This is a genomic window from Lentibacillus sp. JNUCC-1 (assembly GCF_009741735.1).
GTDB lineage: Bacteria > Bacillota > Bacilli > Bacillales > Amphibacillaceae > Lentibacillus_B.
In genome coordinates, this window is the sequence record NZ_WHOH01000001.1 from 447,648 (window position 1) to 473,050 (window position 25,403).

General features: G+C 43.5%; 22 protein-coding genes, 1 tRNA gene, 1 other RNA gene and 1 pseudogene. 5 read left to right on the forward strand and 20 right to left on the reverse strand.

The features are described 5' to 3' along the window. Window positions 1-2: 2 nt before the first annotated feature. From JNUCC1_RS02155 to JNUCC1_RS02180, 6 genes are all read right to left on the reverse strand, one after another. Window positions 3-476, reverse strand: coding sequence for a tRNA (cytidine(34)-2'-O)-methyltransferase (locus JNUCC1_RS02155; protein ID WP_156643788.1), 474 nt, complete (start codon window positions 474-476; stop codon window positions 3-5). Between the two features lie 336 nt (window positions 477-812). After that, window positions 813-1,655 (reverse strand): amidase domain-containing protein, encoded by an 843-nt coding sequence (locus JNUCC1_RS02160; RefSeq protein WP_231746947.1) that lies wholly within the window; start codon window positions 1,653-1,655, stop codon window positions 813-815. 54 nt (window positions 1,656-1,709) lie between these two features. Then, a complete protein-coding gene (locus JNUCC1_RS02165; RefSeq protein WP_156643789.1) occupies window positions 1,710-2,249 on the reverse strand; it encodes a methylated-DNA--[protein]-cysteine S-methyltransferase in 540 nt (179 codons plus the stop codon). A 9-nt stretch (window positions 2,250-2,258) separates the two neighbouring features. Further along, on the reverse strand, window positions 2,259-3,419 hold the full coding sequence (gene queG, locus JNUCC1_RS02170; RefSeq protein ID WP_156643790.1) for a tRNA epoxyqueuosine(34) reductase QueG: 1,161 nt from the start codon (window positions 3,417-3,419) through the stop codon (window positions 2,259-2,261). A gap of 39 nt (window positions 3,420-3,458) precedes the next feature. Beyond that, the gene (locus JNUCC1_RS02175; protein WP_156643791.1) at window positions 3,459-5,162 is read right to left on the reverse strand and encodes an ABC-ATPase domain-containing protein; all 1,704 of its coding nucleotides are present in this window, start codon (window positions 5,160-5,162) and stop codon (window positions 3,459-3,461) included. A gap of 150 nt (window positions 5,163-5,312) precedes the next feature. Next, window positions 5,313-5,386, reverse strand: a tRNA-Gly gene (locus JNUCC1_RS02180). Window positions 5,387-5,605: 219 nt separating this feature from the next. On the opposite strand from JNUCC1_RS02180, the gene dat reads away from it, so the two are divergent. Together dat and JNUCC1_RS02190 are read left to right on the forward strand one after the other, a co-directional pair. Beyond that, complete coding sequence (gene dat, locus JNUCC1_RS02185) at window positions 5,606-6,487, forward strand: D-amino-acid transaminase (RefSeq protein WP_156643792.1); 882 nt, start codon at window positions 5,606-5,608, stop codon at window positions 6,485-6,487. Between the two features lie 175 nt (window positions 6,488-6,662). After that, window positions 6,663-8,669 (forward strand): S9 family peptidase, encoded by a 2,007-nt coding sequence (locus tag JNUCC1_RS02190; protein WP_156643793.1) that lies wholly within the window; start codon window positions 6,663-6,665, stop codon window positions 8,667-8,669. 51 nt (window positions 8,670-8,720) lie between these two features. On the opposite strand, the gene JNUCC1_RS02195 is transcribed toward JNUCC1_RS02190, so the two are convergent. The 5 genes from JNUCC1_RS02195 to JNUCC1_RS19425 all read right to left on the reverse strand — a co-directional run bounded on the left by JNUCC1_RS02195 (window position 8,721) and on the right by JNUCC1_RS19425 (window position 13,647). Further along, window positions 8,721-9,680 carry an alpha/beta hydrolase gene (locus JNUCC1_RS02195; protein WP_156643794.1) on the reverse strand — a complete coding sequence of 320 codons (960 nt, stop codon included), beginning with the start codon at window positions 9,678-9,680 and terminating at the stop codon, window positions 8,721-8,723. A 100-nt stretch (window positions 9,681-9,780) separates the two neighbouring features. Then, complete coding sequence (locus JNUCC1_RS02200; protein WP_156643795.1) at window positions 9,781-10,881, reverse strand: ABC transporter permease; 1,101 nt, start codon at window positions 10,879-10,881, stop codon at window positions 9,781-9,783. Further along, a complete protein-coding gene (locus tag JNUCC1_RS02205; protein ID WP_156643796.1) occupies window positions 10,878-12,149 on the reverse strand; it encodes an ABC transporter permease in 1,272 nt (423 codons plus the stop codon). Before JNUCC1_RS02205 ends, JNUCC1_RS02200 begins: the two co-directional genes overlap by 4 nt. A 12-nt stretch (window positions 12,150-12,161) precedes the next feature. Beyond that, on the reverse strand, window positions 12,162-13,094 hold the full coding sequence (locus JNUCC1_RS02210; protein ID WP_156643797.1) for an ABC transporter ATP-binding protein: 933 nt from the start codon (window positions 13,092-13,094) through the stop codon (window positions 12,162-12,164). A 361-nt stretch (window positions 13,095-13,455) separates the two neighbouring features. Then, window positions 13,456-13,647: an IS3 family transposase gene (locus JNUCC1_RS19425; RefSeq protein ID WP_442915411.1), complete on the reverse strand. Its 192-nt coding sequence runs from the start codon at window positions 13,645-13,647 to the stop codon at window positions 13,456-13,458. 22 nt (window positions 13,648-13,669) lie between these two features. Here JNUCC1_RS19425 and JNUCC1_RS02215 point away from each other — a divergent pair, with 22 nt between their 5' ends. Then, window positions 13,670-14,863, forward strand: coding sequence for an IS256 family transposase (locus tag JNUCC1_RS02215; protein WP_156643798.1), 1,194 nt, complete (start codon window positions 13,670-13,672; stop codon window positions 14,861-14,863). Window positions 14,864-15,160: 297 nt separating this feature from the next. On the opposite strand, the pseudogene JNUCC1_RS18430 reads toward JNUCC1_RS02215, so the two are convergent. The 3 genes and pseudogenes from JNUCC1_RS18430 to JNUCC1_RS02235 form a co-directional block, all read right to left on the reverse strand. Continuing rightward, window positions 15,161-16,416: pseudogene (locus tag JNUCC1_RS18430) on the reverse strand (IS3 family transposase); the annotation flags it as partial. A 408-nt stretch (window positions 16,417-16,824) separates the two neighbouring features. Then, window positions 16,825-17,484, reverse strand: coding sequence for a response regulator transcription factor (locus tag JNUCC1_RS02230; RefSeq protein WP_156643801.1), 660 nt, complete (start codon window positions 17,482-17,484; stop codon window positions 16,825-16,827). A 27-nt stretch (window positions 17,485-17,511) separates the two neighbouring features. Next, a complete protein-coding gene (locus tag JNUCC1_RS02235) occupies window positions 17,512-18,591 on the reverse strand; it encodes a sensor histidine kinase (protein ID WP_156643802.1) in 1,080 nt (359 codons plus the stop codon). A gap of 94 nt (window positions 18,592-18,685) precedes the next feature. Between JNUCC1_RS02235 and JNUCC1_RS02240 the strand changes: the two genes are divergently transcribed. Both JNUCC1_RS02240 and JNUCC1_RS02245 read left to right on the forward strand, forming a co-directional pair. Then, entirely contained in the window at window positions 18,686-19,783 is a 1,098-nt protein-coding gene (locus tag JNUCC1_RS02240; RefSeq protein ID WP_156643803.1) for an SDR family oxidoreductase, read from the forward strand. A gap of 66 nt (window positions 19,784-19,849) precedes the next feature. Next, window positions 19,850-20,284 (forward strand): DUF3889 domain-containing protein, encoded by a 435-nt coding sequence (locus JNUCC1_RS02245; RefSeq protein ID WP_231746948.1) that lies wholly within the window; start codon window positions 19,850-19,852, stop codon window positions 20,282-20,284. Here the strand turns inward: JNUCC1_RS02245 and JNUCC1_RS02250 are convergent. The 6 genes from JNUCC1_RS02250 to JNUCC1_RS02275 all read right to left on the reverse strand — a co-directional run bounded on the left by JNUCC1_RS02250 (window position 20,185) and on the right by JNUCC1_RS02275 (window position 25,378). Then, window positions 20,185-21,297, reverse strand: coding sequence for a serine hydrolase domain-containing protein (locus JNUCC1_RS02250; RefSeq protein WP_197431600.1), 1,113 nt, complete (start codon window positions 21,295-21,297; stop codon window positions 20,185-20,187). The genes JNUCC1_RS02245 and JNUCC1_RS02250 overlap by 100 nt on opposite strands. A gap of 2 nt (window positions 21,298-21,299) precedes the next feature. Continuing rightward, window positions 21,300-22,058 carry an alpha/beta hydrolase gene (locus JNUCC1_RS02255; protein WP_156645360.1) on the reverse strand — a complete coding sequence of 253 codons (759 nt, stop codon included), beginning with the start codon at window positions 22,056-22,058 and terminating at the stop codon, window positions 21,300-21,302. A 123-nt stretch (window positions 22,059-22,181) separates the two neighbouring features. Further along, complete coding sequence (locus JNUCC1_RS02260) at window positions 22,182-22,499, reverse strand: TIGR04104 family putative zinc finger protein (RefSeq protein ID WP_156643806.1); 318 nt, start codon at window positions 22,497-22,499, stop codon at window positions 22,182-22,184. A 21-nt stretch (window positions 22,500-22,520) separates the two neighbouring features. Then, window positions 22,521-23,933 carry an MDR family MFS transporter gene (locus tag JNUCC1_RS02265; RefSeq protein WP_156643807.1) on the reverse strand — a complete coding sequence of 471 codons (1,413 nt, stop codon included), beginning with the start codon at window positions 23,931-23,933 and terminating at the stop codon, window positions 22,521-22,523. 87 nt (window positions 23,934-24,020) lie between these two features. Next, window positions 24,021-24,205, reverse strand: a non-coding RNA gene (gene ssrS, locus JNUCC1_RS02270) — 6S RNA. Between the two features lie 30 nt (window positions 24,206-24,235). Beyond that, window positions 24,236-25,378 carry a glycerate kinase gene (locus JNUCC1_RS02275; RefSeq protein ID WP_156643808.1) on the reverse strand — a complete coding sequence of 381 codons (1,143 nt, stop codon included), beginning with the start codon at window positions 25,376-25,378 and terminating at the stop codon, window positions 24,236-24,238. Window positions 25,379-25,403 lie beyond the last annotated feature (25 nt).

Below are 25,403 nucleotides of genomic sequence, written 5' to 3' on the forward strand. Positions count from 1 at the left end.
TTTTAAGAAAGGCCTGGAAAATTCTGTTGGCGCAATACTTCGTAGACTATGACAGCAGCAGTGTTGGACAAGTTAAGACTTCTCACTTTGTCATTCATATGGACACGCAGGCATTTATCTTCTTTACCTTTAAGCAATTCGTGTGGAATACCATTGGTCTCCCTGCCGAATACAAAAAACCAGTCTTTATTAGAATCACTGAAATCGAAATCAGTGTAATGCCGGGTGCCGAAGTTTTCGATATAATAAAAGTCACCGTGCGGGTATGTACGGTACACGTCATCGATTGCTGGATATTCCTTGATATCCACATCTTTCCAGTAGTCGAGCCCCGCCCGCCGCAACATCCGGTCATCTGTAGAAAAACCAAGCGGATGAACCAAATGCAGTGTAGCATTCGTAGCATGACATGTTCGAGATATATTCCCCGTATTAGCCGGAATCTCTGGTTGATATAACACAATATGAAGCCCCATAAAAACCTCTCACTTTCATCTCATCTATATATTATTCCTACCTAAAAATCATCAATCAACAACACCCGTAAAGTAACCAGGCAAATCAAGCTCGGAGAAAACACGGAGACTCCAGCGGGAAAATAAACCTCGGTGAAACCCCACAGCATGGTATAGGGGAAGGAAGGCTAAGAACGCGACGTCTTGTCGCAAAGCCTTCATGATCCACTTCCTGTGGGCACGAGGCTCAGCAGCGCTCGCGGAAAGTGCAGTGTTTTCCCAGAGCGGATGCCAGAAGCAGTCATACAATTCTTCGTTCGTTCGCTGTTTGTGTCTTAGTACGCATATAAGGGTGTGTCAGCCGATGTGGAAGAATTTGTACTGGGTGTCGGGGGTCCAGGCTAGAGAGTCTTCGTATGACCAGTAACGCATGCGGCTGTTATCTGTGTGGGCGTTGACGAGAGGCATGCCGTTATTGTCTTTGCTGACAACTATGGTGTTGTGGTCCCACCTGCCGTCGCCCTGGAAATCATAGCAAATAATGTCTCCCAGCTCCAATTCACTCGCCTCACTGACTTCCGACCCTTTAAGACCTTGTGTTGCCCCACTTAGATACCACCGCAGCGAATGGGCGACAGACCAGCTGTAACTCCAATTGTCGCCTTGATACCACCAGCCTCTATCCCGTTTAGGGGCGCCATGCATTGGCGCGCCTCCAGCATACAGGCATTGGGAAACATAATTTGTACAATCCACATCGAAGCGCCGATATGCGGGGTTATAGCTGTTCCACCACCGCTCAGCATATTTCACAGCAGCCTGTCGATCATAGGTGAACCTTTGATGTGCTTCAGGGCTTATTTCCCTTGTCAGCACTGGCGATGTCTCCTCATCCGCTGACGAAATCCCGCATATCCGGTGATGAACAACGTTTCCTCTTTCCACATTAAAAACAAAAGGAACCGAAAGCTCTTCAATATAAAAGTGATCCCTTTTTTTCAAGAGAATGGACAGATGCATAAGATATTCATGTTCAGCAGTGGGGGCATAACGCAAAATTCGATACAATTCCCCGCGTCCCCGCACTCGAAGCATTTCATATCCTCTTTGGTGGTACACCGTACACTTTTTATGCCACCACGCATCACGCTTATTTTCATTCTCAAACATACGCATCCAGATATTCTGAAGTTGGTCCAATTGCAATCCCTCCCCTTTATATTTATGCCGGGAGGGCTTGCACATATTTATAATTTAAGACCTGTGCAAAGACACGCGGTCTAGTTGTTCTTGTTCATGTTTCAGAAGGAACTCCTTTTTATCAAGTCCCCCATTGTAGCCAACAAGCCCGCCTTTTTTTCCGACTACACGATGACATGGGACAACGATCGACAATGGATTTTTATTAACCGCACCACCTACAGCCCGGACTGCTTTTGGCTTGTTAATGATTTCAGCAATGTCTTTATAGGATCTGGTGCCCCCATAGGGAAGCGTCATATAAAGTGCCTGCCACACTTTTTTCTGAAAGTCTGTTCCATAGTAATAAAAAGGGAACGAGAAATTAAACAGCTTCCCCTCAAAATAGTCCCCAAGTTCAGCCGCTGCTAGATCAATGGCATTATTGGAATTCGGTAAAAAATCTGTACTTCCGATCTGCCGGCTGCTCCACGAATCCCAGACTGGTTTCAGATCAGAATAAGGTCCATAGTCGATCCGCACCACATGGGTGTCACTTCCAGCTATTGTTATTGGACCAAGTGGCGTTCTCGTCTCTTTGTATAGCAACTTCATCGTTTCCCCTCACTCCCTCGCTTTATCCGCTTGTAAGTGGCTGGCTTCAAATTGGAGCCCCTTGTCCATTTCAAATAGAACATCTTCATCTGTTTCATTTTCCATTGCTTTTTTTATAGCAGCAAATGCTTCATCTGTCCCTATTTTGCCAAGCGTCCAGGCTGCAGTGCCACGCATCACAGGTCGTACATCCTCGGTCATTACATGAATGATGTCAGGAACAGCAGTTGTTTCTTTATAATGAGCAAGAGCCAATAGAGCATTGCGCTGCAAAGGTTTTTTACCCCGCCATGAGCCGGCCACGTGTCCAAATGTTACTTTAAACTGTCTGTTGGAAATCGTCAAAAGCGGTACAAGTTTTGGTTTAGCCACCTCGGGTTCTGGTTCAAGTTCTGGATGCAGGTGAAAGTCCACTTTCTTATTATAAGGGCAAACAACCTGACATGTATCATATCCGTACAGGGCATTTCCGATTTTGGAGCGGTAATCATCTGGAAGAAAATCCTTTGTTTGGGTTAGAAACGCCAGACACTTCTGGGCATTCAGCCGGCCGCCTTCAATGAGCGCACCTGTTGGGCAGGCATCCAGGCATTTCGTACAATCTCCACAGCCATCTTCAAGCGGCTGATCCGGTTCAAAAGAAATATTTGTCAGCATTTCTCCCAAATATACATATGAGCCGAATTCCGGTGTGATAATGGCTGTGTTTTTTCCGCTGAAGCCAATACCTGCCCGTTCAGCTACAGCGCGATCAGATAACTCGCCTGTGTCTACCATAATTTTGGTTTCTGCTTCTGGTTTCTGTTCTTTAATAAAAGCAGCAAGCTGCTCTAATTTATCTCTTAACACAACATGATAATCTGTGCCCCATGAGGCACGGCAGAAGATGCCCCGGCGGTTGCCTTTTTCACCTTTTGGCGGATTCGGCATACGGGAGGGATAGGCGATGGCAATCGAAAGGATCGACTGAGCTTCTGTGAACAAACGTTTTGGTTCGGTTCGTTCTTCAATACTCCCTTTTTCAAATCCAGATTGATAGCCAAGTTCTTGCTGTTCTTTCAGTCTGTTTTTTAATGCTGTAAAAACGTCAGCTGTCGTAAAACCGATCTTATCAATGCCAATTGATTTACTGTAAGCAATAATCTTCTTTTTCAATGATGCTTCAGACATCGGGGCACCTCCTTTCGATTGTTCGGTAGTTTTTGTACGTTAGGCTTGTATCACCAGGGCTGTGCGCATCCGGTTAAACACTGCTGCGATTTCATGCCGGCGAGGACGTGCCAAGTCACCTGGGTGCTGCTTTGGAAAAGGTGTAAATGATGCCAGGCCTTTTTGATCGATCTGGCTTTCAATCTCGTCAAGCATGTCATTTAGCGTTTGTCCTTTCAAGCTACCTCGTTGTTCCAAATGCTGGATGATTTCAGCAATCATGCGTGTCTGGGATGCATCCACAAGTTGTTCCGTTTCATTGAAAGAAATATCCGTGCGCCCCATTAAAATATGGGTCTGTCCCTTAGCTTGTGTCTTAGAACGTTTGCCTTTTTGAGTTTGCAGTGTTTTCGGGTCAAATGACCGGTGCGTGATTGGACCGAATGTTGAGTCAGTATTGATGTTCTGTTTTAATGGATCTGCCTCCATAATCTTCTTAGCTTGCTGGGTGACATCATAAGGCAAATATTCATCCATCATAATAACAGTATCTGCAACAGAGAAATAATCACCCGAACCACCCATGACGAGCATGGTGGACACGTCAAGGTCATCAGATAGTTGTTTGATTTTCTGAATGAACGGGGTGATCGGTTCTTTATCTTTATGAACCAACTCCTGCATACGGTGGTCTCTGATCATAAAGTTCGTCGCACTTGTATCTTCATCGACAAGAAGGATTGATGCACCTGTTTCAAGCGCCTCCATGACGTTCGCAGCTTGTGATGTGCTCCCGCTTGCATTCTCAGTCGAAAAGTTATGCGTGTCCTGTCCATGAGGCAAATTATTAATGAAAGGTGAAATGTTAACCCCCGTTATATTTCGTCCATCTTCTGCCCGGATTTTAACTGCATCAGGGTCCGTCAGAACATATTCCCTACCATCTTCAGCTATATGATGGTAAATACCACGCTCAATCGCTTGCAGAAGGGTGCTTTTTCCGTGGTAGCCGCCTCCCACGATTAATGTGATCCCTTTTCCGACAGCCATCCCTTTTACAGGGGACGCTTGATGAGGCACAGAAATCTCCGTTTCCAGTTCAGGCGGACTTTGAAAGGGGACTGCATTGTTCATTGGTCTGTCACTAATACCGCTTTCCCTAGGGAGAATCGATCCATTAGCAATAAAAGCAATCCAGCCTTTATCTGACATTTCTTTTCGAATCGCCTGTTGCTGATCAGCAAGCTGTACAGCCGATTCAATCGTTTCATCTTTTACTGTTAAAATGGAATGCTTCATAATATCGATCATCGCATCCGTTAACAGTTTGATCGCTTCTCCGCCGTTGATACGGCGTCCGTTAGCAGGCAGCCCTACTGACAGACATACGGTAATTTTTTCAGGAGTAATCTGCACTGCACTTCTTTCCAGCACTTCCTGGTGAGGGGCGTCAAATTGAATACGTCCGCTTTTACCTGAACCTTTTACCGTTGTTCGGTTATGGCGAATGGCTTTGCTTACGGATCGGGCCAGTGTGTCTTCTGCAGCTGTTTGACGGTAACGCTCTTGAAACCAATTGTCTTTCAGCGCTCGCTTGTCTGTCGGGATCACAAGTCTGATTTTTGAGGGAGCTGCAAAGGGGTCTCCTTGAACGTGATCTATATACAATGTGAAATTGTTGAATTCATAAGTTCCCCTAATGTCTTTATATGCTTTATAACTGTTCCCATCGATTCGCTTCAACGTTTGCAAAAGTTTATTCATAAGTTAAATACCTCGCTTTGCTTAAGTTGTATGTTAATCGATTGCCGATCAGCTTTCTGTTTAAACCTATCATACACCCAGCCAGTAGGCTGAACAATAAAAAACGCAACACCTCGTGGTCAGATCCACGAGATACTGCGTTGGTATGTATGGAGCGGGTGAAGGGAATCGAACCCTCGTCATCAGCTTGGAAGGCTGAGGTTTTACCACTAAACTACACCCGCAAAGAGCTTTGCTTTTGACGTATTAAGTAGTATATCAGGAAAAACGACATGATTCAACATTTTTTTGGTTAAAAAAAATGGAGGTGCTGTAAGATGCATAATACTTAGCACAAAACCCAATTATTGTCTTTCCAAAAAAAGAAATAATCATGCTATAATGGTCATGCATACTTTCATACAATTACATAGAATGTAAGTTTAGCAATTAGGAGGCTAACAATGACCCAATATCCAATCATCATGTCCCAAACAGGTTTTACCCATAAGGATAATCTAACGTATCCCTTTGAAGAACGCGGCCTGCAATTTGGTGATGGTGTTTATGAAGTAATCCGCATCTATAATGGCCAGTATGATTTATTTGACGAGCATGTCAACAGACTATTTCAATCGGCAGAAGCTATTAAACTTGAACTGCCGTTTACGAACGAAGAGCTTAAGACATTGCTTATTGAACTTCTGGAGAAGAATGATATGAGAGCAGACGGCACGGTTTACTTACAAGCAACACGCGGCTCTGCTCCAAGAAATCATCTATTCCCGGCAGATGCGAAAACAAATGTGTATGCTTATATCAATGACTTGCCGCGCAACGAAGAGCACCTGGAGCATGGTGTCTCCACTATAACCAAACCCGACGTGCGTTGGAGCTATTGCTACATTAAAAGCTTGAACTTATTGCCAAATGTGCTTGCCAAACAGGAAGCTCGCCAACAAGGTTGCTATGAAGCCATCTTTCACATTGATGGTGAAGTCACAGAGTGCACCTCGTCAAATGTCTATTTGGTACACGCTGGAAAGATTTATACGTTCCCTGCGACTAAACGCATTTTGCACGGTTGTGTACGCAGGCGTGTTGAAAACTACGCAGATGAGTTAGGCATCCCTTTCGTTGAAGACGGTTTCACAGTTGAAGAGATTACCACAGCTGACGAAATGTTTTTGACGAGTACAACATCAGAGATCATTCCAATTACAAAAGTTGATCAGACAATCGTTGCTGACGGTAAGCCTGGCCCTATTACACGAAAACTTCAAGAACGTTTCAGTGCACAAATACAAACATACAGAAAAAAGGATCCTCAGTTTATTCAATCATAGGTCCAAAACTCTGTTCCTTGTTTAATAGAAATTATGTAAATGACGGATACAAAATAAGACCCGGATACCATTGAGTGTTCGGGTCTTTATATCTTTAAGATTTGATTCGCCACCCGAAATAGATTAAAATAAAGAAAAGTTGTTATAATCTGAAGCGAAATGAGGAGGAATTAGCATGACAGAACACACACTGCGCCCAATTGCGGCAGAAGATTTCAAAAAACTCGATATATACAGTGATCCGCAAATTGCCCCTGATGGCAGCGGATATGTCTTTGTATCAACAAAAGTGAAAGATGATGACTCGTATGAATCACAACTCTTTTTTCAAAATCTATCAGAAACCAATCCACAACAGTGGACATTCCACAAAAGCAAACAAAGTCACCCGCGCTTTTCTCCGGATGGCAAGTCCATCGTATTTCAGTCTGACCGGAGCGGTGTGCCACAGTTATGGCTTCTCCCGGTTGAGGGCGGTGAAGCGAGGCAATTAACCACCTTTAAAAATGGTGCTGTTAATCCTGAATGGTCAAAAGATGGAAAGTTTATTATTTTTACAGCCATGCTTGAAGCTGATGACGATGTTGAGCGTCAAAAGGAATTATCAAAAGAAGAGCGTCAGAAAGAAGCCCAAGAGAAAAAGAAACAGCCAATTGTCATCGATCAGCTGAAACATAAATCTGATGCCAGCGGTTTTCGGGATGCAAAACGCAGCCAGATCGTATTGTATGACATTGACAATGAGTCTTTTACGCAACTGACTTCAGCTGATGCAGATCACGGATTTCTTGATATTTCACCAGACGGGCAGACCATCCTGTTTGCTGCTAACTTAAATGAACAAGCTGATCGTGAACTCATTAACGATATATATAAATTGGATACAGCCTCCAAGCAAATTGAAAAATTAACCAATGGCAAAGGCAGCTATGGCGGAGGAGTATTCTCGCCTTGCGGAACGAAGGTTGCTGTTGTCGGCCATGAACAGCAATACGCCGGAGCGACATTAAATGATCTGTATGTATACGATTTGAAAACAAATGAACGGACATGTCTCAGTTCCGATTGGGATTTTCCTGTAGGCGATTTAATGATCGGGGACACCAGACTGGGGGCCTCTGAAGCTGGGCCAGTTTGGAGTGAAGATGGAGAAACCTTGTATTTCATTGGCACAGACAGAGGCGCAACCGGCTTACACTCTGTTACATTAAATGGTGAACTGTCTACACTTTATAACCGCGACAATCATGTATTTGGGTTCAGTTACCATAAATCATCACATACGTTTATTATAGGCGTCAGCACGCCTGTAGACCCGGGTAATTTTTACAAGCTCGGCACTGATGGGATGTTTGAGCAAATCACGATGGCGAACGCCGGATTTTTGGCTGATGTACATCTTGCTGTACCTGAAGAACTGACGGTAACCGCTGAAGATGGATGGGAAATCCAAGGTTGGCTGCTGAAACCATACGGATTTGAAGAAGGCAAAAAATATCCATTCGTTCTTGAAATTCATGGCGGTCCGCATATGATGTATGGACAGTCATTCTTCCATGAAATGCAACTTCTCGCGGCAAAAGGATATGTCGTTCTTTATACGAATCCGCGCGGCAGCCATGGTTATGGTCAGCACTTTGTAGATGCTTGCCGTGAGGACTATGGTGGCAAAGATTACACAGACCTGATGAGCGCTGTTGATTATGCATTAGAGAATTACAGTTTTATCGATGAAGAACGGCTTGGCGTTACAGGTGGAAGCTACGGCGGCTTCATGACCAACTGGATTGTCGGCCACACGAACCGCTTTAAAGCAGCCGTCACTCAGCGCTCCATCAGCAATTGGCTCAGTTTCTATGGTGTAAGTGACATTGGGTTCTTCTTCACCAAATGGGAGCACGGCCTGAACCTGTTGGACGATCCTGAAAAACTATGGGATTTCTCACCCTTGAAATATGCAGCTAACGTTGAAACACCGCTTTTAATTGTCCATGGTGAGCAGGATCTTCGCTGCCCAATCGAACAAGGCGAGCAGTTGTTTATCACACTGAAGCATCTTGAAAAAGAAGTGGAATTCGTCCGTTTTCCAGGTGCAAATCACGAACTGAGCCGCAGCGGTGCGCCATATATGCGAATCGAACGTCTGAATCATATCTTAAGATGGTTTGAGACATATTTGTAAGTTTTGAAAATGAGACAGGGCTTCCCTTATTGCCAGGGACCCTGTCTCATTTTATTCTACATATTGATCTAAAAAGGCGTTCAATTTATTCAAATACGCTTCTCGGTCTACAATATAGGATTCTCCGTGATTGGCGCCTTCCACCGTAAGAATCTCAGCCGGACTGTTGGTATTTTCATAGAGTTCAAGCGCCATTTCTGTCGGGACAAATGTGTCTCCTTCACCTGCAATATAAAGGATTGGAACATCGGCTTTTTTCACCTGGTCCATAGCTGAGGCTTCAGTAAGTGAATACCCTGCTCGCACTTTTGAAACAACGCTTGTGCTGTCCAGAATCGGAAATGCCGGTAAGTGAAACATGCGCTTCATCTGATAAGCAAACAAGTCATACACACTTGCATACGGGCTGTCGGCCACAATCGCATGCACCTCTTCAGGCACCTTTTCCCCACTTGCCATCAGGACGGATGCTGCTCCCATTGACAAACCATGCCAGACGACTTCAGTGTCAGTTCCCAGCTTTTCAGTGAGGATTTTAGTCCAGTCGATCAGATCAAGCCTATCATGCCATCCGAAGCCGTAATAATCCCCTTCACTTTGTCCGTGTCCCCTGGCATCTGCCATAAAGATGTTGTAGCCCAGCTCTTCATAATAGTATTTTCCATAAAGTCCCATTTGCTTACCATTTCCAAGATAGCCATGCGTCAAAATAACCAGTTTATCAGTCGGTTCGTCTGCCGGCAGGAAATAGCCTTCCAGCTTGAGCCCGTCATATGAGGTCAAGGTCATCGATTCAAACGGCTGTTCACGCACCCAGTCACGCCAATCACCCTGAGTGAATTCAGCCATCGCTTCCGCTGAAACCTCAAGATCTTTGTTTCCTTGCAGAAAATCCTTGGTTTCCTCTCGTTTAATTGCTAAATTATAGAAAAACAGGCTGGCACCAATATCAATGACCAACACAAAAAGTACCAACCCAATTATGATTTTCAGCCACTTTTTACGTCTCATGCTATTCCCCCTGAGTTTTGCCTCTTCATCCATTATAATATGAAAATAGATACTTATGGAGATTTTTTAGCAAAAGCTCACTGGAACTTGTTTACAAGACTTATATATGTCTTTTTTCCATTAAATGAATGCCAACACCTGCCATCAAGACCCCCATAAAAACAAGCATGGCCATTGGGAAAAGAGCTTCCGAAAATGAGTGCCCGTAAACGACAATATCTTTAATCAAACTTAACCCATAAGATGTTGGCACCCCCTTAGACAGCATGAGCATAATATCCGATTCTACAATTTCAAGCGGCCAGAATAATCCTCCGATCATTGCTATCGCAAGTGCGACGATGCTGATCACCGCATTAAACTGTTGTCCTGTTTTAACAATACCGGTTAGCAATATACATAATGCAACAATCGCAAACACGTAAGCTGATATCGCCAGCAACATCTCTGTAAATTGCCCTTTGAAATCAACACCAATCACATAGTTAAATACAATGAACACAATTGCAACCTGGATGTATCCGATTAAAAAACTGTAGAGGAAGTTGCCTGTGTAGACCTGCCACTTTTTTACAGGTGAAAGAATTAATCGATCCCAAACGCCCATCTCTTTTTCAGCTAATATTTGAAACACACTGTTGCCAATTGTATAAATGACAAAAAACAACGTGAAACCGAACAATGCATGATAAGCCTGATTATAAGAAGCGCCTTCTTCCTTTCCAGCGTTCTCAACTTCCAATTGAAAAGGCCCTGCCGAAACAGCTTGATGTAGGTCATCCAGCTGAACAGTTTTCCCACTTGATGCCGCTGCTTCCACAATATTTTTGTCCTGCATGGTGGTTCTGTACACCTGTTCAATATTCTGTTGCACCAGATTCACAAAACCGGATTGAACGCCGACAAGCACCTCAAATTCCTCATCATGAAGAATAACACCCATTTCCGCCTTGCCGCTTTCAATTTGCTTAATAAGATTTTCCTTGTCCATCCACGTAAAAGAATATCCATTTAGCTCAGAAAGCTGTTGCCCAAAGGAGTCCCGAACACCCTCATCCGCTTCGTATGCGGGAACCTGCACACTGCCTTTGTCCCCCATACCAACAACAAAAGCAAAGATAAATGTCATAATGGTCATGCTCAGAAGCATCCCTGGTTTACGATAAATTAATTTAAACTTTGCTGACAGTATGCCAATCATATGTGAGCACCTCTTTTCGGAAAGACCGCTAACGCCGCAATTAAGAGAACAAGCGCAGCAATACCCAGGGCACTTGCATAAGGCAGAATATCCATTAAATCTCCACCGCGCATGATGGTTAAATAAGCTGTCATGCCTGCTCCGTTTGGTGTCAAATTGCCCATTTTGCCTATAATTTCCGCCACATCACTGACAGGGAAGAAACTCCCGCCCAAAAATGCAAACATATAAATGACAAAAGAACTGAATAAACTGGTGACAGCGAGCGAATCGAGCTGGTAACTGACGGCTGATAACAGCGCCGCCAAACCACCCACCGATAGCGCAAGTGTCCCTGTTACAAACATAAACAATCCTATATCAGGCCAATAGACTTTAAACAGCAACACCGAAATACCAAATATCACTAAAGCTTGCAGTAATGCATACAGGCTGCCGGCAGCAAAAATTCCAAGTACATATTGCCGCCTTGTTGTATCGCTGATGATCATGCGGTTAAATATGTGATTTTCGCGCTCATGATAGGCCCACATAGCAATTGAAGTGGCCACAAAAAGCATGTTCATCGTCACCATTCCTATGGCATAATATGTCTTTGCAGATATAGGTTCAGCATGACCAATACTTTGTGCCGCCCCAATTGCAGACCCCATTCCGGCTGTGAGCATATCCTGATTCAAGTCAAGTTTTTGAATATATATCGATCGTGCCAGCTGTTCTTTGTAGGTCTTGAATAAATCAACAACCATTTGAGCCTTCTGTTGGTTATCTTCATTCTTGATAATATGGAGCTGTGCCTGTTCCTCCTGTGCTTCATTTAAAAAAGCCTGTTTCAAAGTCTGTACAGTAAAACCTTTCGGCACCTCGATCAAAGCAGCATATTCATCATTTTCGAGAACAGCACTTTTCTCACTTGGATCAACCCTATCAATCGTTACAGCGCCGTCAAGCTGATCGGAAACAATCTCTTTAAACATCCCGATCGGCGCAAAAGATACAGCTTTATTTTTCAGCTCTTGTATGTGTTCAGGTGGTAGTCCTTGATCATTAAGCTCTTGAATAAATTGATTGATCTGTGTTTCTTCATTCTCGTGTTCCACCAACGCTACTTTCACTTGAAATGACGTCGTCACATCCCCACTCATAAATCCTTGCAATGAAAACCCTAAAATAGCAATCAAAATTAACGGTAAGCCAATCAAGAGTTGCATATGGGAGTGGTTGCGCCAGAATAGAAGTCCATGCTTTTTTATGGTTGACCATATCATTTCACTTCCCTCCTAATCCCTTAATGCCCGGCCTGTTAAATGCAGAAAGACATCTTCAAGTGTCGGTGATTGGATCGTTACAGCCATCAGTTCTGTTTGAGTTTCTTCCGCTGCATGTGATATGACTGGGAATAAATTAAGTTCACGTGGTACAAGAGCTGTGATCATTTCTTCTTCCACCGTCACATGCTGAATGGTTGGATCTTCATTAAGCCTTTCCAAAAAGGCATCATTGATCTCAGAAGTCCGTATCAAAACTGTTTTTTCAGCTGACATAATGTGTTTGATTTCCTCTGTTGTGCCGGATGCGATCAGATTTCCCTGGTCCATGATGTAAATCCGGTCACAAAGAAATTCAACTTCTTCCATATAGTGACTTGTGTATAAAATGGTTACGCCTTTCTCCTTGTTCAGACGCTTGACGGTTTCTAGTATATATTTACGTGATTGCGGATCAATCCCTACTGTCGGTTCATCCATCACAAGCAATTCCGGATCATTCATAAGGCCAACACCGATATTGAGCCGCCGTTTCATCCCCCCTGAAAAAGTCTTCACCACTTCATTTTGTTTATCTGTTAATCCGACGATGTTGAGCACTTCAGTAACACGTTCTTTCAGCACTTGCCCAGACAGTTTATAAAGTTTCCCAAAAAACTTCAGGTTTTCAGACGCCGTCAAATCCGTGTACAAGGCAATTTCCTGGGGGACAATCCCAAGAACTTTTCGAATGGGGCCCGGTGATTTAAGGATGCTATTATTAAACAAGCGCACATCTCCGTTTGTTGGTTCAATGAGTGATGACAAAATGGATATAGTAGTGGATTTCCCTGCTCCATTTGGACCAAGCAGACCGATAATCTCTCCTCTTTCAATAAACATACTTACATTTTTCACAGCTTGATTCTTCTTAAATCGCTTTGATACCTCGATTAATTCAAGCATAGCCTCTTCCCCCGTTCATGGTTTCTAACTCTAGTTTATAGGAGTTAAGACAAAAGGAATACTGCCTCCAGTCATGATTTAAACACAAACCATATGACCTAAGTCATGTTCTAAAACAACTCACAAAAAAAGCCCGATAACCAAGTTACCAAGCTTTTGTATCATTATAAGCATAATATAAGTAAACTGCGAACTAATTAGATCCACTATAATTTTATGAGAGGGTCGTGATTTGCGCTGCGGGAAGTCGCTTTAACTTCATCACAGTTCAAGTGCGACATCTGTTCAAGAAAACTACTTTCACACTTAGTCGACCCTCCCTAATGTACTGCACTGGACCCATAAAATTGGACACTCGGTTTTATGCATTTAACTCAAAGAGCTTACGATAAGCTACTGGGGTTTTTCGATTTAATCTTGATTTGATTCTTAAATGATTGTAGTAATAAATATAGGAGAGTGTAAAATAGTTTGTGTAAATAGAAATGACGATTAAACGATCTTCATTTAAAAAAGGAAGCCCCTTTCTGTAGAATAGAGTTAGCGACAACATTCACAGAAAAGAGGTCTTCCCTATGAACCATCTTACTACAGATTTAATCGAAGCACTAGCCCAAAAACAAGACATTGAAGAGGTTTTTCGTCGCCATCTTGAGACAGCTGTTAATCAGTTGTTAAAACATGAACTAACTGCTTTTCTGGATTATGAACCCTATGCCCGCGAAGGATTCCATTCTGGTAACTCACGGAACGGATTCTACGATCGCACCTTTAAAACAGAATATGGTGAACTTCAGCTTGCGATCCCCAGAGATCGAAATGGTGAATTCCAACCGGAAACTCTCGCTCCGTATCAGCGTTCCAATGACACGTTGGAACAGTTTGTCATTCATCTTTATGAAAAAGGCATCACAACCGATGAAATTGCAGATTTGATGGAGCGAATGTATGGACATCATTATTCCAGACAAACCGTATCCAACTTCACGCAGCTGGTTGCGGAAGATGTACAGGCTTTTCATGAACGGAAACTGGAGAAACGATATGTCTGCATCTATCTGGATGCAACGCACATTCCCATTCGTCGTCAAACGGTTGAAAAGGAAGCCGTTTATATTGCCATCGGCATTACCGAGGAAGGAACGAAAGAAGTCCTAGACTTCACCATCGCACCAACAGAATCGACGCATGTTTGGGAAGAAATGATCCAACACCTACAAGCGAGAGGATTGGAACAAGTCCTTCTATTCATTTCGGACGGTTTACCCGGCATGACGGACGCCATTCACCGTGTTTATCCAAAAGCCAAGCATCAGGTCTGCTGTGTTCATGTTGCCCGCAACATTGCCAGTAAAGTGCGGGTGAAAGACCGCCCAGCCATTCTGGATGATTTTAAAAACGTCTACCAAGCCAAGGATCGGGACGAAGCCGTGGATGCCTTGAATGCATTCCAGGACAAATGGAAAAAGATTTATCCACGTGTGATTGACGCGGTGGTTGGGAACGAACAGCTATTAACGTTTTATGATTTCCCTGCTTCCATTCGCCGTAGTATTTACTCAACCAATCTCATCGAAGCATTTAATAAGGAAATTAAGCGATACGTGAAACGCAAAGAACAATTTCCCAACGAAGATGCCTTGGAGCGATTCCTGGTTACTCAATTCTTAGATTATAATCAAAAATTCGGTATCCGTTGCCACAGGGGATTTGATCAAGCTAAGCCAGAATTACTGCATATGTTTGAAGATCAACAGGTGCAGGCTTAATCTCAAGTTCGCCATCCTTGACCATGTTTCGCGGTCGTGGTGGTGCATGAATGGAGAGATGGCAAAAATAAAGCCCTAAGGGCTCCATCCGCACCACGACCGATCTTTTTCTCCGCTCTCGCTGGTCGGAAACCCTGAATCCAACATAACAAATCGCAAAGAAGAGGCAACAATATGGTCAAGGACAAGCAGCTGTCACTGTGGCTCAAAAAGAAATTTTCCTGAATTTACCTATCAGCTAGCCGTTCTACCAGAACAGGGTTATTTACACAAAATTATTGACGCACCCAAATATTAGTCTTCCAGTTCTTTTTTAAAGTGCTCAATGCTGTCAAATTCCTCTAAATACAGGAATTCATATTTTAGTATCCCAAAAAAGTTTTCTATGACGGCATTATCATAACAGTTCCCCTTGCGGGACATGCTTTGTGTAATGTTATGTTGCTCGAGCTTTTTCCGATATCGGGGGATTCGATAATGCCAGCCCTGATCAGAATGAATTAACAGTTCGTCGCTGTCCTTTTTGTGTTCCAAGGCTTGATCTAACATCTTTTCCACCAGATCGAACGTAGGCCTGTTTTGAAGTGTGTACGTAATGATTTCCCCGTTGAACAGGTCCAATACAGGTGAAAGGTACAGTTTTTCGCCAAACAGCCTGAATTCCGTTACATCAGTAACCCATTTTAGATTCGGCTTTTCTGCTTTGAAGTTACGCTCAAGAACGTTTGGTGCTGCCTTGCCTGATGAGCCTTTATACGACTTGTATTTTTTCATTCGGACGACACAATGGATCCCGAGCTCTCTCATTAACCGAAGTACTTTTTTTTCATTTATTTCATGGCCTTTTTCTTTAAGGACATCTGTTATGCGACGGTAGCCAAGACGGCCTCTGTGTCGGTGATAAATAAAATTAATTCTTCTTTTCCACTTGCGATCAGGGTCCGGTTGTTTTAAAAGATTGACGTTGTAGTAATAAGTGTTTCTTTTAATACCTGCAACCTTTACAAGCTTACTCACCGGGAATTTATGCCTTAGTTCAAGTATTACTTTTGTTTTGGTTTTGTTGGTGATTGGTCTTCTTGAACCAAGGCTCTCAACTTTTTTAAATAAGCATTCTCCATACGAAGGTATTCGAGCTCTTTTTCCATAGCTTCTATTGATTGATTCTCAGGTTCCTGCTTGTTCTTTTGAGTGCGAGAATTCATAACAGAAGGCCCCTTTCTTGATTCAAGGGCATCTTCTCCACTTTTCTCCCACTTTTTCCTCCACCTTCGAACCATAGAAGGATCAGGTATATGGAAAATGGCAGATGCCTCTCGAATGGAATAATGCGTTTCATTAATGAATTCTATTACCTTTAGTTTAAAGGCTCTCGAATAGTTTGTATAGGGAAAATCAAATGCCTTATCACCATGGTGTTGAAATAACAACACCCAATACCTAATCACAGATTCATCAATGTTGAGTTTATTTGCCAGGTCTCGGTAACTGAACTTTCCGCCCACATAGTCTTTAGCTATTTGTAACTTAAAAACTTTGGTAAACTTGGACATTTTTATACCTCCTAATGTTGGATATGGTGTCCAACATTAGGGGTGCAGCTCAGTACGCACTGCGGGGTCTTCGGACTCGTGCTTTTCCCGCAGGAGTCGACTTCCCTCCGCTCCAATCACTCTATGTAATTCAGTGGCTTGGACGGTTCTGCACACGTATTAATTTGGGACATTAACACTCCTTACCAAGCTCGGGGAAAACACGGAGACTCCTGTGGGAGCAAAAGCCTAGATGAGACCCCGTAGCGCGCAGCGCGAGGAGGCTCATCAGCGCCCACTGGACGCGGAGTGTTTTCCCCGAGCGGTTGCCAGAAGCAGTCATTCAAGTTTGCATTAGTTCACTAAAAGCTTATGCTATAAAGTAACAATCTTTTAGAATAGATACTTTTATAAAATGGGCATAGTGGGTTATTTTTCACTGGTCAGTCCATTTCGGATAGCATAGATGGCGAGCTGGGTCCGGTCACGGAGATCGGTCTTCTGCAATATTTGAGTCAAGTAGTTTTTCACGGTGCCAATCGATAGAAAAAGTGTGTCGGCAATTTCTTTATTCGTTTTGCCTTCCCCAATAAGCTTCACGACTGCACGTTCTCGCTCTGATAGTTCGATATTACAGTCCTCTTGTGCAATGGGGTTCTTTTCAGGAGCACTTTCAAGCAAACGAGGCATGACTTTTGCAGCCACTTCGTCATGAATGGTCATGCCCCCTTGCATGGTGCTATATACAGCTTCAATCAATTTGCCTCCATCTGCTGTTTTAAGCATAAAACCACTCGCCCCTTCACGCAGCGCCTGCATAGCGTATTCGTCATCGTTAAATGTTGTCAGAATGAGCACCTTTATATGCGGCCAACGCTTTTTAATCAACCGAGTTGCTTCTATGCCGTTCATCACTGGCATACGAACGTCCATCATAACAAAATCAACGATATGCTTCTCCAGCAAATCAATTGCCTCTTGTCCGTTTTCTGCTTCCTGAGTCACTTTAATCTGGTCATCCTGCTCAAGAATAACCTTCAAACCTTGTCTAACAATCGCTTGATCTTCAACAAGCAATACCCGCCACATCGGCTCTCCCCCTTTGCCATAGTTATGTCAATCACTCGGTATGGTTCCTGAAACGATAAACTTTGTTTCGGTTTGATAGATGCTGATGGTGCCGCCTACTTCTTCTACGCGCTTTTTCATATTGCGAAGCCCGAATCCAGGTATGTAGGGTTTCTTGGCATGATGAGCATTCTCAATTTCAAATGAGATGTCATCAATCGCTGACTTGCCAAGCGTCATCTGAACCTCTCGTGTTTGGCCATGCCGCATGACGTTAGTCAGTGCTTCCTGGAGCACTCGATACAAGACAACGCTTTTGGCATTTGAAAGTGGTGTGGATAAGACACCTTCTTTAATTGTAAATTGAATCATGATATGGCTTTCAGCTTCAAGCTTACGAATGAGATTAATGACAGTAGCCAGGCCTTCCTGTTCATCACTTTGAAGCGTTTGTACAGCATCTCTTGTTTCTTTAAGTCCATCCTCAGCCAATTGTTTTAATGAACGATACTCCGGATTTTTTTCTTGGATTGCCAACATTTCCAGTTTCATAATAAGTGATGTGAGCTTATGCCCCACTGAGTCATGCAGATCACGAGCAATACGTGTGCGTTCTTGAATCCTTACCGTTTGATCTGCCTTTACATTCAATCGTTTCAGTCGGTGGTATTCGCTAAGCAATTCTTCATATAACTCTATTTGCTTATCACGAGCAAGAACTGCTTTATTTAGCAGCACAGCCATAACGACCAGAAACAAGCCAGTGACAGCTGCATCAATCGAATGCTTATCCTGCAGGAAGGACAGGGCTATTAATATCAATGCGTTAACACCAACATAAAAAGTGAAAGCACGGCCCTTATGGCGATACGCAGCGTGCCCAACTACACTTCCTAAGATTAAACTTGAGACAAGTACATGCTCAGTCAACAATAGAGCATGGAGCATTATAACAGCCGAGAGCGTGTAGTAGATCCAAATATGTACATTTTTTATGGATAGAAAAAAATAAAGACTCAATGCTGCAGCAAAGAATAACAAACTGATAGCTGCATTTTCACTGTATTTAACAATCAACAGCGTCCATAATCCAACGAAAGTCAAGAGACGCAATGTAAAAAAGGGCAATCGCCTTCCCTCCTTTTGCAAACGTATTATAATTTGAAAGCCTTGTCAGATTAATAACTTACACCTATATTTAGTAGAAAGGAGGTCATATATCATGCACACTTTTTTCATGACTGGGTATCCCGGTTTTCTTGCTCAGCGCCTTTTAAGACAGCTTTTGAATGATCACGGAACACATATTGACCATATTTACTTACTCGTATTACCCTCTTTGGAAGGACAAGCCACACAGGACATTCACTACTTTGCTAAAAAACACAGCCTAAATCCAGGTATGTTTTCAATTTTGCCTGGGGATATCACCCAACCTGACCTCGGTCTTAACCGGGAACATACAGCACACCTGATTCAAACCGTTACACACGTTTTTCATCTGGCGGCCATTTATGATTTGGCGGTGCCCGAAACCTTGGCTTGGAATGTGAATGTTGAAGGCACGCGTCACGTGAACAACTGGGTCCAAACCATTTCTTCACTCAAACGTTATGTATATGTAAGCACAGCTTATGTGTCAGGCAGACGCGAAGGTGACATTTATGAGCATGAGCTGTCGTGCGGCCAGACATTTAAGAATCATTATGAAAGAACAAAATTTGAAGCAGAAAGACAAGTCGACCACTTAAAGTCGGTTATCCCATTAACCATTATTCGGCCGGGAATTGTGAAAGGGCATGCTGAAACTGGTGAAACAATTAAATTTGACGGGCTGTATTTCATGTTGAATTTTCTTGACAGCATCCGCCACCTGCCTGTGCTTCCCTACCTTGGAGACGGGAAGGCAGAAGGGAATTTTGTGCCAGCTGATTATGTATTAAAAGCAACAAGTTTTCTTTCTATGGCGGATATAGGGGTAGGAAAAACGTATCATCTTACAGACCCAAATCCCTATAAAATGCGTGACATTTATAAGTTGCTCGCCTACTACTATCTCGGCAGGACGCCATCGGGACACATGCCCCTTCCAATGGCAAAAATCGGCCTGTCCTTCAGCCTAATGCGAAAGTATACCGGAACAGAACAAGAAGCCCTGGATTACTTTACGACCGAAGCTCGTTTTGACTGCAGCCAGGCACAAAAAGATCTACAGAAAAGTGATATCACATGTCCTGACCTTGTAGACACAATTCCGAGCATGGTCAGTTTCTATCGCCGATATAAGGACGACTACGCAAGACAGATCAACATCATATAGTGTCCAAACTTATGCATGATCTTAAGCAGTCCCGCTCACCATATAGGTATGAAAGGGGCTGTTTTTATGGAAGGCTTCATAAAACTGTTGGGCATTCTTTTGATTCTAATATTGGTGTCCCTTAGTATTGATTATGTGTACGCTGAACCGCCTTATGCCAAGTGGGGCAAGCTTGCGATGAAAGAAGTCAAAGCAGCTTATCCTAATGCTGATATTGTAGACTATCTTCACAAAGGTAAGCGCCAAACTGACACAACGTCCATTCAGTCCTTTAAATTATGGCTGATCGAAAATGAACAAGAATTCGGTGTCGTTGTAGACATTGAATTCGATTCTGATACTGAAGAGATCGTCGACATCATAATAACCAAACAAACGCTATCTATTTTGGAGCTCAGCTTTCATGAGTGTGTTTTCCGCAGCCACATATTCATGACTTTGTCTGCAACCGTCTCCAGCCGCAATGAATCGGTATTAGCAAGCAGCACAATTCCAAGTTGATAGTCAGGTATCATTGCTGCAAAACTGCTCACACCGGGATATCCGCCCGCATGGCTAACAATTTTCACCCCGTCCTTCGACATGATTTTCCACCCCAAGCCATAGCTCAAGCCTTCCTTTCGTTTGGCGAAGGGCGTTTGCATCTCTGCAAAGCTTGTCTCGGACATGATCCGCTCATCTGACTTCATATGTGCCTGGAGGTAAATCAATAAATCTCTTATCGTCGAATACATGAAGCCCATTGGTGCACCGACTGCGTTTTTTGGAAGAGGCGTTTCTATAGGGGCATCAATTGTTTTTAAATAATAGGATGCGATGTTCTCCTCTTCCGCGACAAACGACGGGGTGACCATAGTCCGTGACAGGTCAAGCGGGTTCAAAATATGGGTTGCTACATACGCTTCCCAAGATAAACCGCTTACCTTTTCCAAAATATCTGCAGCAATGACATAGGCATCCGTACAATAAGCCCATGACTCACCCGGTATATAACTTAAATCGATCTCGGCAAAATACCGGGTGATATCCTCTCTTGACCCAAATCGGGTCAGAAATTGCTCTACATCTGGAAACTTTTCATCCAAAAAGCGGTACTCCGGCATATCCTTAGCAAAGGTCATCATAGCACTGTCAAGCAGTGACGCTACCCAGACATCTTCTGGAAACCCAGCTGTATGGCTCAAAATATGCCGAGTCGTTATCTCGTGAAATGCGCCACTTTTCGTTCGGAAATAAGGCAGATAGTCGATGACCGGCCGATCTAGGTTAAAATCTGTGTGTTCAGCAAGATGCACAAGGGCACTGGCTGTAAAGCTTTTCGTAAGACTTTGGATGGAGAAAATCGTATCAGCGTTGACCCGGCTGTACAAATCATTTATCTGTCTAACGCCAAATCCTTTTACAAAAACCGTGTTTCCATTAGCGGTCATACCGACGGCCAGACCAGGAATTTTCTTATAATGAACGTAATTATTGATATAGGTAATGATCTCGGTCAGGGTGTCTTTAGGCACACTCATTCATTCCTTTGCTTTTCGATAAAATCAAGACATTCAGAGACGATGAGCGGCATATCGTTATCGAGTGTGGCCACATGATAACTGTTTTTCATTGCAATGATTTCCTTATCATGCGAGCCAATAGACCTGTAGATCATCTGTGCGTTTTCAGGCGGAACGACATGGTCTTCGTCTGATGAAAAAATGAGCGTCGGCGTTGTTACCTTTGATAAGTTCTCTCTTACTTGTTTCATCAATGCAACCAGTTCTCCCATCGCTTTAACCGGGGTTTTCTCATAAGCAAGTTCAGTGACACCCTCTTTTTTAATGTCTGAACCAATGCCTTCAACAAACCGTTCTCCTGATGCTTGCAATTGCTGGTATCCTGTTTCAAATTCACTCATATCAACTGCGCCGTTAATGGTCATGATACCTGAAATTTCAGGATGTTCCTCTGCAAGATAAAGGGTTAACGTTCCACCCATGGACAGCCCGACAACAAATACCGTTGAACAAGTCTCCTTTAACTTTTCAAGTCCTGCTTCTACATCATGGATCCAATCCTGATAAGTGGCTTTCTCCATATCTTCTGGATCTGTCCCATGCCCAGTCAATCTCGGGCCATATACTGTATAGCCTGCCTCAGCAATTTGTTTTCCGACTTCACGCATACTTTGAGTCGTTCCTGTAAAGCCATGACTGATCAAAACTCCAATGTTATTACCAGGGTAATAGAACGCTTCTGCTTCTTTCATAACGGGATATTTTTCTTTCATCATCAACGCCTCCCTCAATAGATAATTCTCATAAGTCAAATATATCACACCTCCTCGATTAGAGGAAATGTCCTATTTGCAGAATAAAACCGAGACGGATCAACAGGGATCCACCTCGGTTTATTATTGATCTTTTTGTTTTTCATGTCCTTTGAGTTCGTATCTGGATTCATATTTCAACACAAAAGGTAAAAGCAAGGAAACGACAAATCCGGCACCAAAGATACCCGCCACCCTTAGCGGCATAGACAACTCCGGTACAAAGAAGCCGACAATCACAGCCGGCACGACAATTGCAATGGATCCGATCACTCTTGACGCATAAACAATCTTGTGTTTTGTCCCGCACACTCGACATGGTACCGGTCTGTAACCACTCCAGATGTTTAAAAAGATCTGTACCCATTTAAACCGTGTTCCGCATTCATCACATTTAGTCATTTAAGTATATCCCCCACTTGATTAGGCATTCAACTGAGCTTTCTGTTCTTCCGCAGGTTCCACTCTTGATATGCCGCTTTTCATCTTAAACGCCATGAGCAGACCTACGAATGTTAACCCAGCCATTACATAGAAAGCAAGATTTACACCATGCACCATGTCGCTCGGCATAATTCCCTGATTTAATGCGCCCATAGTCATTACTGTGATCAAAACCGCCGTGCCGATGGAAGCTGCCACCTGCCGCATCGTGTTGGTCATAGCTGTGCCATGTGGAATCAACCGCTTTGGAAGCTGGTTCAGCCCAGCAGTCGTTACCGGCATCATAACCATTGATAATCCAAACATCCGAATGGCAAACACGACTGATAAATATACAAAGGTTGTCTCAGGCGTTAACCTTGTGAACATCAGCGTTGTGATTGTCAGAATCGACAAACCGGTAATTAAAAGAAGCCTTGCCCCATACCGGTCAAATATCCTTCCCGTTATGGGCGACATCAGCCCCATTAAAAGAGCACCTGGCATCAACATAATACCTGATTCAAACGGCGTAAACCCAGCCATGTTTTGCATGTAAATCGGCAAAATGGTCTCGGAGCCAATCAGACCAAGAAACGCGATCATTCCGATGACCGTCGAAATCGCAAATGTTTTATACTGAAAAACCCGAAATTCCAAAATGGGCTGCTTCAATTTAAGCTGGCGGCTAATGAATAATACAAGTGACACAATTCCTACGACGAGCGGACCAATAACAAGACTGCTTGCCCACCCATGATTTCCAACACTGCTGAACCCAAACAACAAACCCCCAAAACCTAATACAGACATAACAATTGAGATGATGTCCACTCTAGGGAAGGTGCGTTCAGTTACATTTTTCATTAATAAGTATGCAAACAAAATATCAAGTAATGCAAGCGGCAAAATGATATAAAACATAATTCGCCATGGATAATGATCAATCACCCAGCCGGATAATGCCGGACCGATGGCAGGAGCAAATGAAATCGCAAGCCCTACCAAGCCCATTGCCGAACCGCGTTTTTCCACGGGGAAAATGAGCAAGAGCACCGTCATCATGAGCGGCATCATAATCCCAGCACCAGCGGCTTGCACCACCCGGCCAGTCATTAAGATGGCAAACGTTGGGGAGAGTGCACAAATAAGTGTCCCCACTGCAAACGTTGACATTGCTGTTAAAAGCAACCCCCTTGTCGTAAAGCGTTCAATCAAGAACGCTGTTACCGGAATCATAATCCCGTTAACGAGCATAAAGATTGTTGTCACCCATTGTGCCGTATTTTCTGTAAGGCCGTATTCATCCATAATCGGTGGAATTGCTGTTGCGAGCAGCGTTTGGTTCAGTATGGCAAGAAAAGCGCCCGAAATCAATATAATTACAATCAGCATTTGTTGTTTTTTCTCCATTGCAACACCTATTTTCTAGTTCATTTACACATTTAAACTAAAAACCGACTTCCCTAGAAGGGGAAATCGGTTTGTCATCTTCATATGTAACGAGCCACAAATGCCGTATTGATCATAGAAAGTTTTAAACCACCACATCTTCCAGGTGGGTGTCTGCAGAAACCATCCTGTCCTCCGCTCACAAACGGCTTGACATTGAGGCTCCGATGTTAAACTCCCTAATATTTAGGTAGAGGTTTAAACTTAAATAAATACGCACATCGTAGCTTGTAGTTCCATCATACACCTGAACTGTCATTAAATCAATAGCAAATATTGCTTTTTCGAGCTGACTGCCATAATTGCATAACCTGAACAGTCTGATTGAACAACAACTTTTCTGTATCTGTCATTGATTCTTCAAGCGTCAACGGTTTATGAACAATCGAAAAACAACCTGCAAAACGATCCCTCAATATGTCCATGTCATCACTAAGTGCACCTGATATCAGCACTGCGGGCACGTGATGCCGTGCTGCAAGTTCACCTACATATCCGGGTGCTTTCCCGTACAATGTTTGTCTGTCACTTTGCCCTTCCCCTGTCAAAACAAGATCAGCATGCCGAATCGCTTCTTCTAATTGAATATAATCGGCAATCAGTTTTGCGCCGGGTTTCAAATCTGCACCGAGTGCCAACAGAGCAAAACCAAGTCCACCGGCCGCCCCGGCGCCAGCTTGATGCATAAATGATCCTTTAAATGTTTTTTCGATCATTTGCCCAAAGCTGGCTAGTCCCTTATCATACAGAGTTATTTGTTTAGGGGTGGCACCTTTTTGAGGACCATACACAGCAGTTGCGCCATTGTCACCGCATAACGGGTTATCGACATCGTTGGCAACTTTCAGGTTGACATTGGCAAGTCTGCCATCCATCTGAGTATTGTTAATGGCGTCAACACAAAGCATATCTTTGCCAAATAGGCCGCATAGGTTTCCAGCTTGATCAAATCCCTTAAGACCAAGAGCCTGCAACATCCCAAACCCACCATCATTTACAGCACTGCCGCCGAGCCCGAGAATAATGGTGGAACACCCTCGATCAATTGCGTTTAACATCATTTCACCTATGCCAAACGACGTTGTATAATCTGGATTACGCAACTTCTCTGGTACTTGTGTCAGGCCGGCAACTTTCGCACATTCAATGACAGCAGTTTGGGCCTCAACAAGGGCATATGACGTCTGAATAGGTTCCCCAAGCGGTCCAGTGCACGTTAAAGGGATCTCAGTTCCTTCCTTTGCAGTGCTTATCGCTTCCAGCGTCCCTTCACCACCGTCTGCCATCGGCTTTAGTGACACATAAGCACTCTTAGTAACTTCCAGAACCGCTTGCTTCATCACTTCTGCGGCTTGGGTAGCTGTTAGACTTCCTTTAAAGGAATCAGGCGCAACAACAATGTTCATGCAGATAAGCTCCTTTGTTCATTTT

Excerpts from the sequence above, each read along its gene's own strand:
- JNUCC1_RS02155 (WP_156643788.1), bottom strand. The coding sequence starts at position 476 with ATGGGGCTTCATATTGTGTTATATCAACCAGAGATTCCGGCTAATACG.
- JNUCC1_RS02165 (WP_156643789.1), bottom strand. The coding sequence starts at position 2,249 with ATGAAGTTGCTATACAAAGAGACGAGAACGCCACTTGGTCCAATAACA.
- queG (WP_156643790.1), bottom strand. The coding sequence starts at position 3,419 with ATGTCTGAAGCATCATTGAAAAAGAAGATTATTGCTTACAGTAAATCA.
- JNUCC1_RS02175 (WP_156643791.1), bottom strand. The coding sequence starts at position 5,162 with ATGAATAAACTTTTGCAAACGTTGAAGCGAATCGATGGGAACAGTTAT.
- dat (WP_156643792.1), top strand. The coding sequence starts at position 5,606 with ATGACCCAATATCCAATCATCATGTCCCAAACAGGTTTTACCCATAAG.
- JNUCC1_RS02190 (WP_156643793.1), top strand. The coding sequence starts at position 6,663 with ATGACAGAACACACACTGCGCCCAATTGCGGCAGAAGATTTCAAAAAA.
- JNUCC1_RS02195 (WP_156643794.1), bottom strand. The coding sequence starts at position 9,680 with ATGAGACGTAAAAAGTGGCTGAAAATCATAATTGGGTTGGTACTTTTT.
- JNUCC1_RS02200 (WP_156643795.1), bottom strand. The coding sequence starts at position 10,881 with ATGATTGGCATACTGTCAGCAAAGTTTAAATTAATTTATCGTAAACCA.
- JNUCC1_RS02205 (WP_156643796.1), bottom strand. The coding sequence starts at position 12,149 with ATGATATGGTCAACCATAAAAAAGCATGGACTTCTATTCTGGCGCAAC.
- JNUCC1_RS02210 (WP_156643797.1), bottom strand. The coding sequence starts at position 13,094 with ATGCTTGAATTAATCGAGGTATCAAAGCGATTTAAGAAGAATCAAGCT.
- JNUCC1_RS19425 (WP_442915411.1), bottom strand. The coding sequence starts at position 13,647 with ATGTTGTCGCTAACTCTATTCTACAGAAAGGGGCTTCCTTTTTTAAAT.
- JNUCC1_RS02215 (WP_156643798.1), top strand. The coding sequence starts at position 13,670 with ATGAACCATCTTACTACAGATTTAATCGAAGCACTAGCCCAAAAACAA.
- JNUCC1_RS02230 (WP_156643801.1), bottom strand. The coding sequence starts at position 17,484 with ATGTGGCGGGTATTGCTTGTTGAAGATCAAGCGATTGTTAGACAAGGT.
- JNUCC1_RS02240 (WP_156643803.1), top strand. The coding sequence starts at position 18,686 with ATGCACACTTTTTTCATGACTGGGTATCCCGGTTTTCTTGCTCAGCGC.
- JNUCC1_RS02245 (WP_231746948.1), top strand. The coding sequence starts at position 19,850 with ATGGAAGGCTTCATAAAACTGTTGGGCATTCTTTTGATTCTAATATTG.
- JNUCC1_RS02255 (WP_156645360.1), bottom strand. The coding sequence starts at position 22,058 with ATGAAAGAAAAATATCCCGTTATGAAAGAAGCAGAAGCGTTCTATTAC.
- JNUCC1_RS02260 (WP_156643806.1), bottom strand. The coding sequence starts at position 22,499 with ATGACTAAATGTGATGAATGCGGAACACGGTTTAAATGGGTACAGATC.
- JNUCC1_RS02265 (WP_156643807.1), bottom strand. The coding sequence starts at position 23,933 with ATGGAGAAAAAACAACAAATGCTGATTGTAATTATATTGATTTCGGGC.
- JNUCC1_RS02275 (WP_156643808.1), bottom strand. The coding sequence starts at position 25,378 with ATGAACATTGTTGTTGCGCCTGATTCCTTTAAAGGAAGTCTAACAGCT.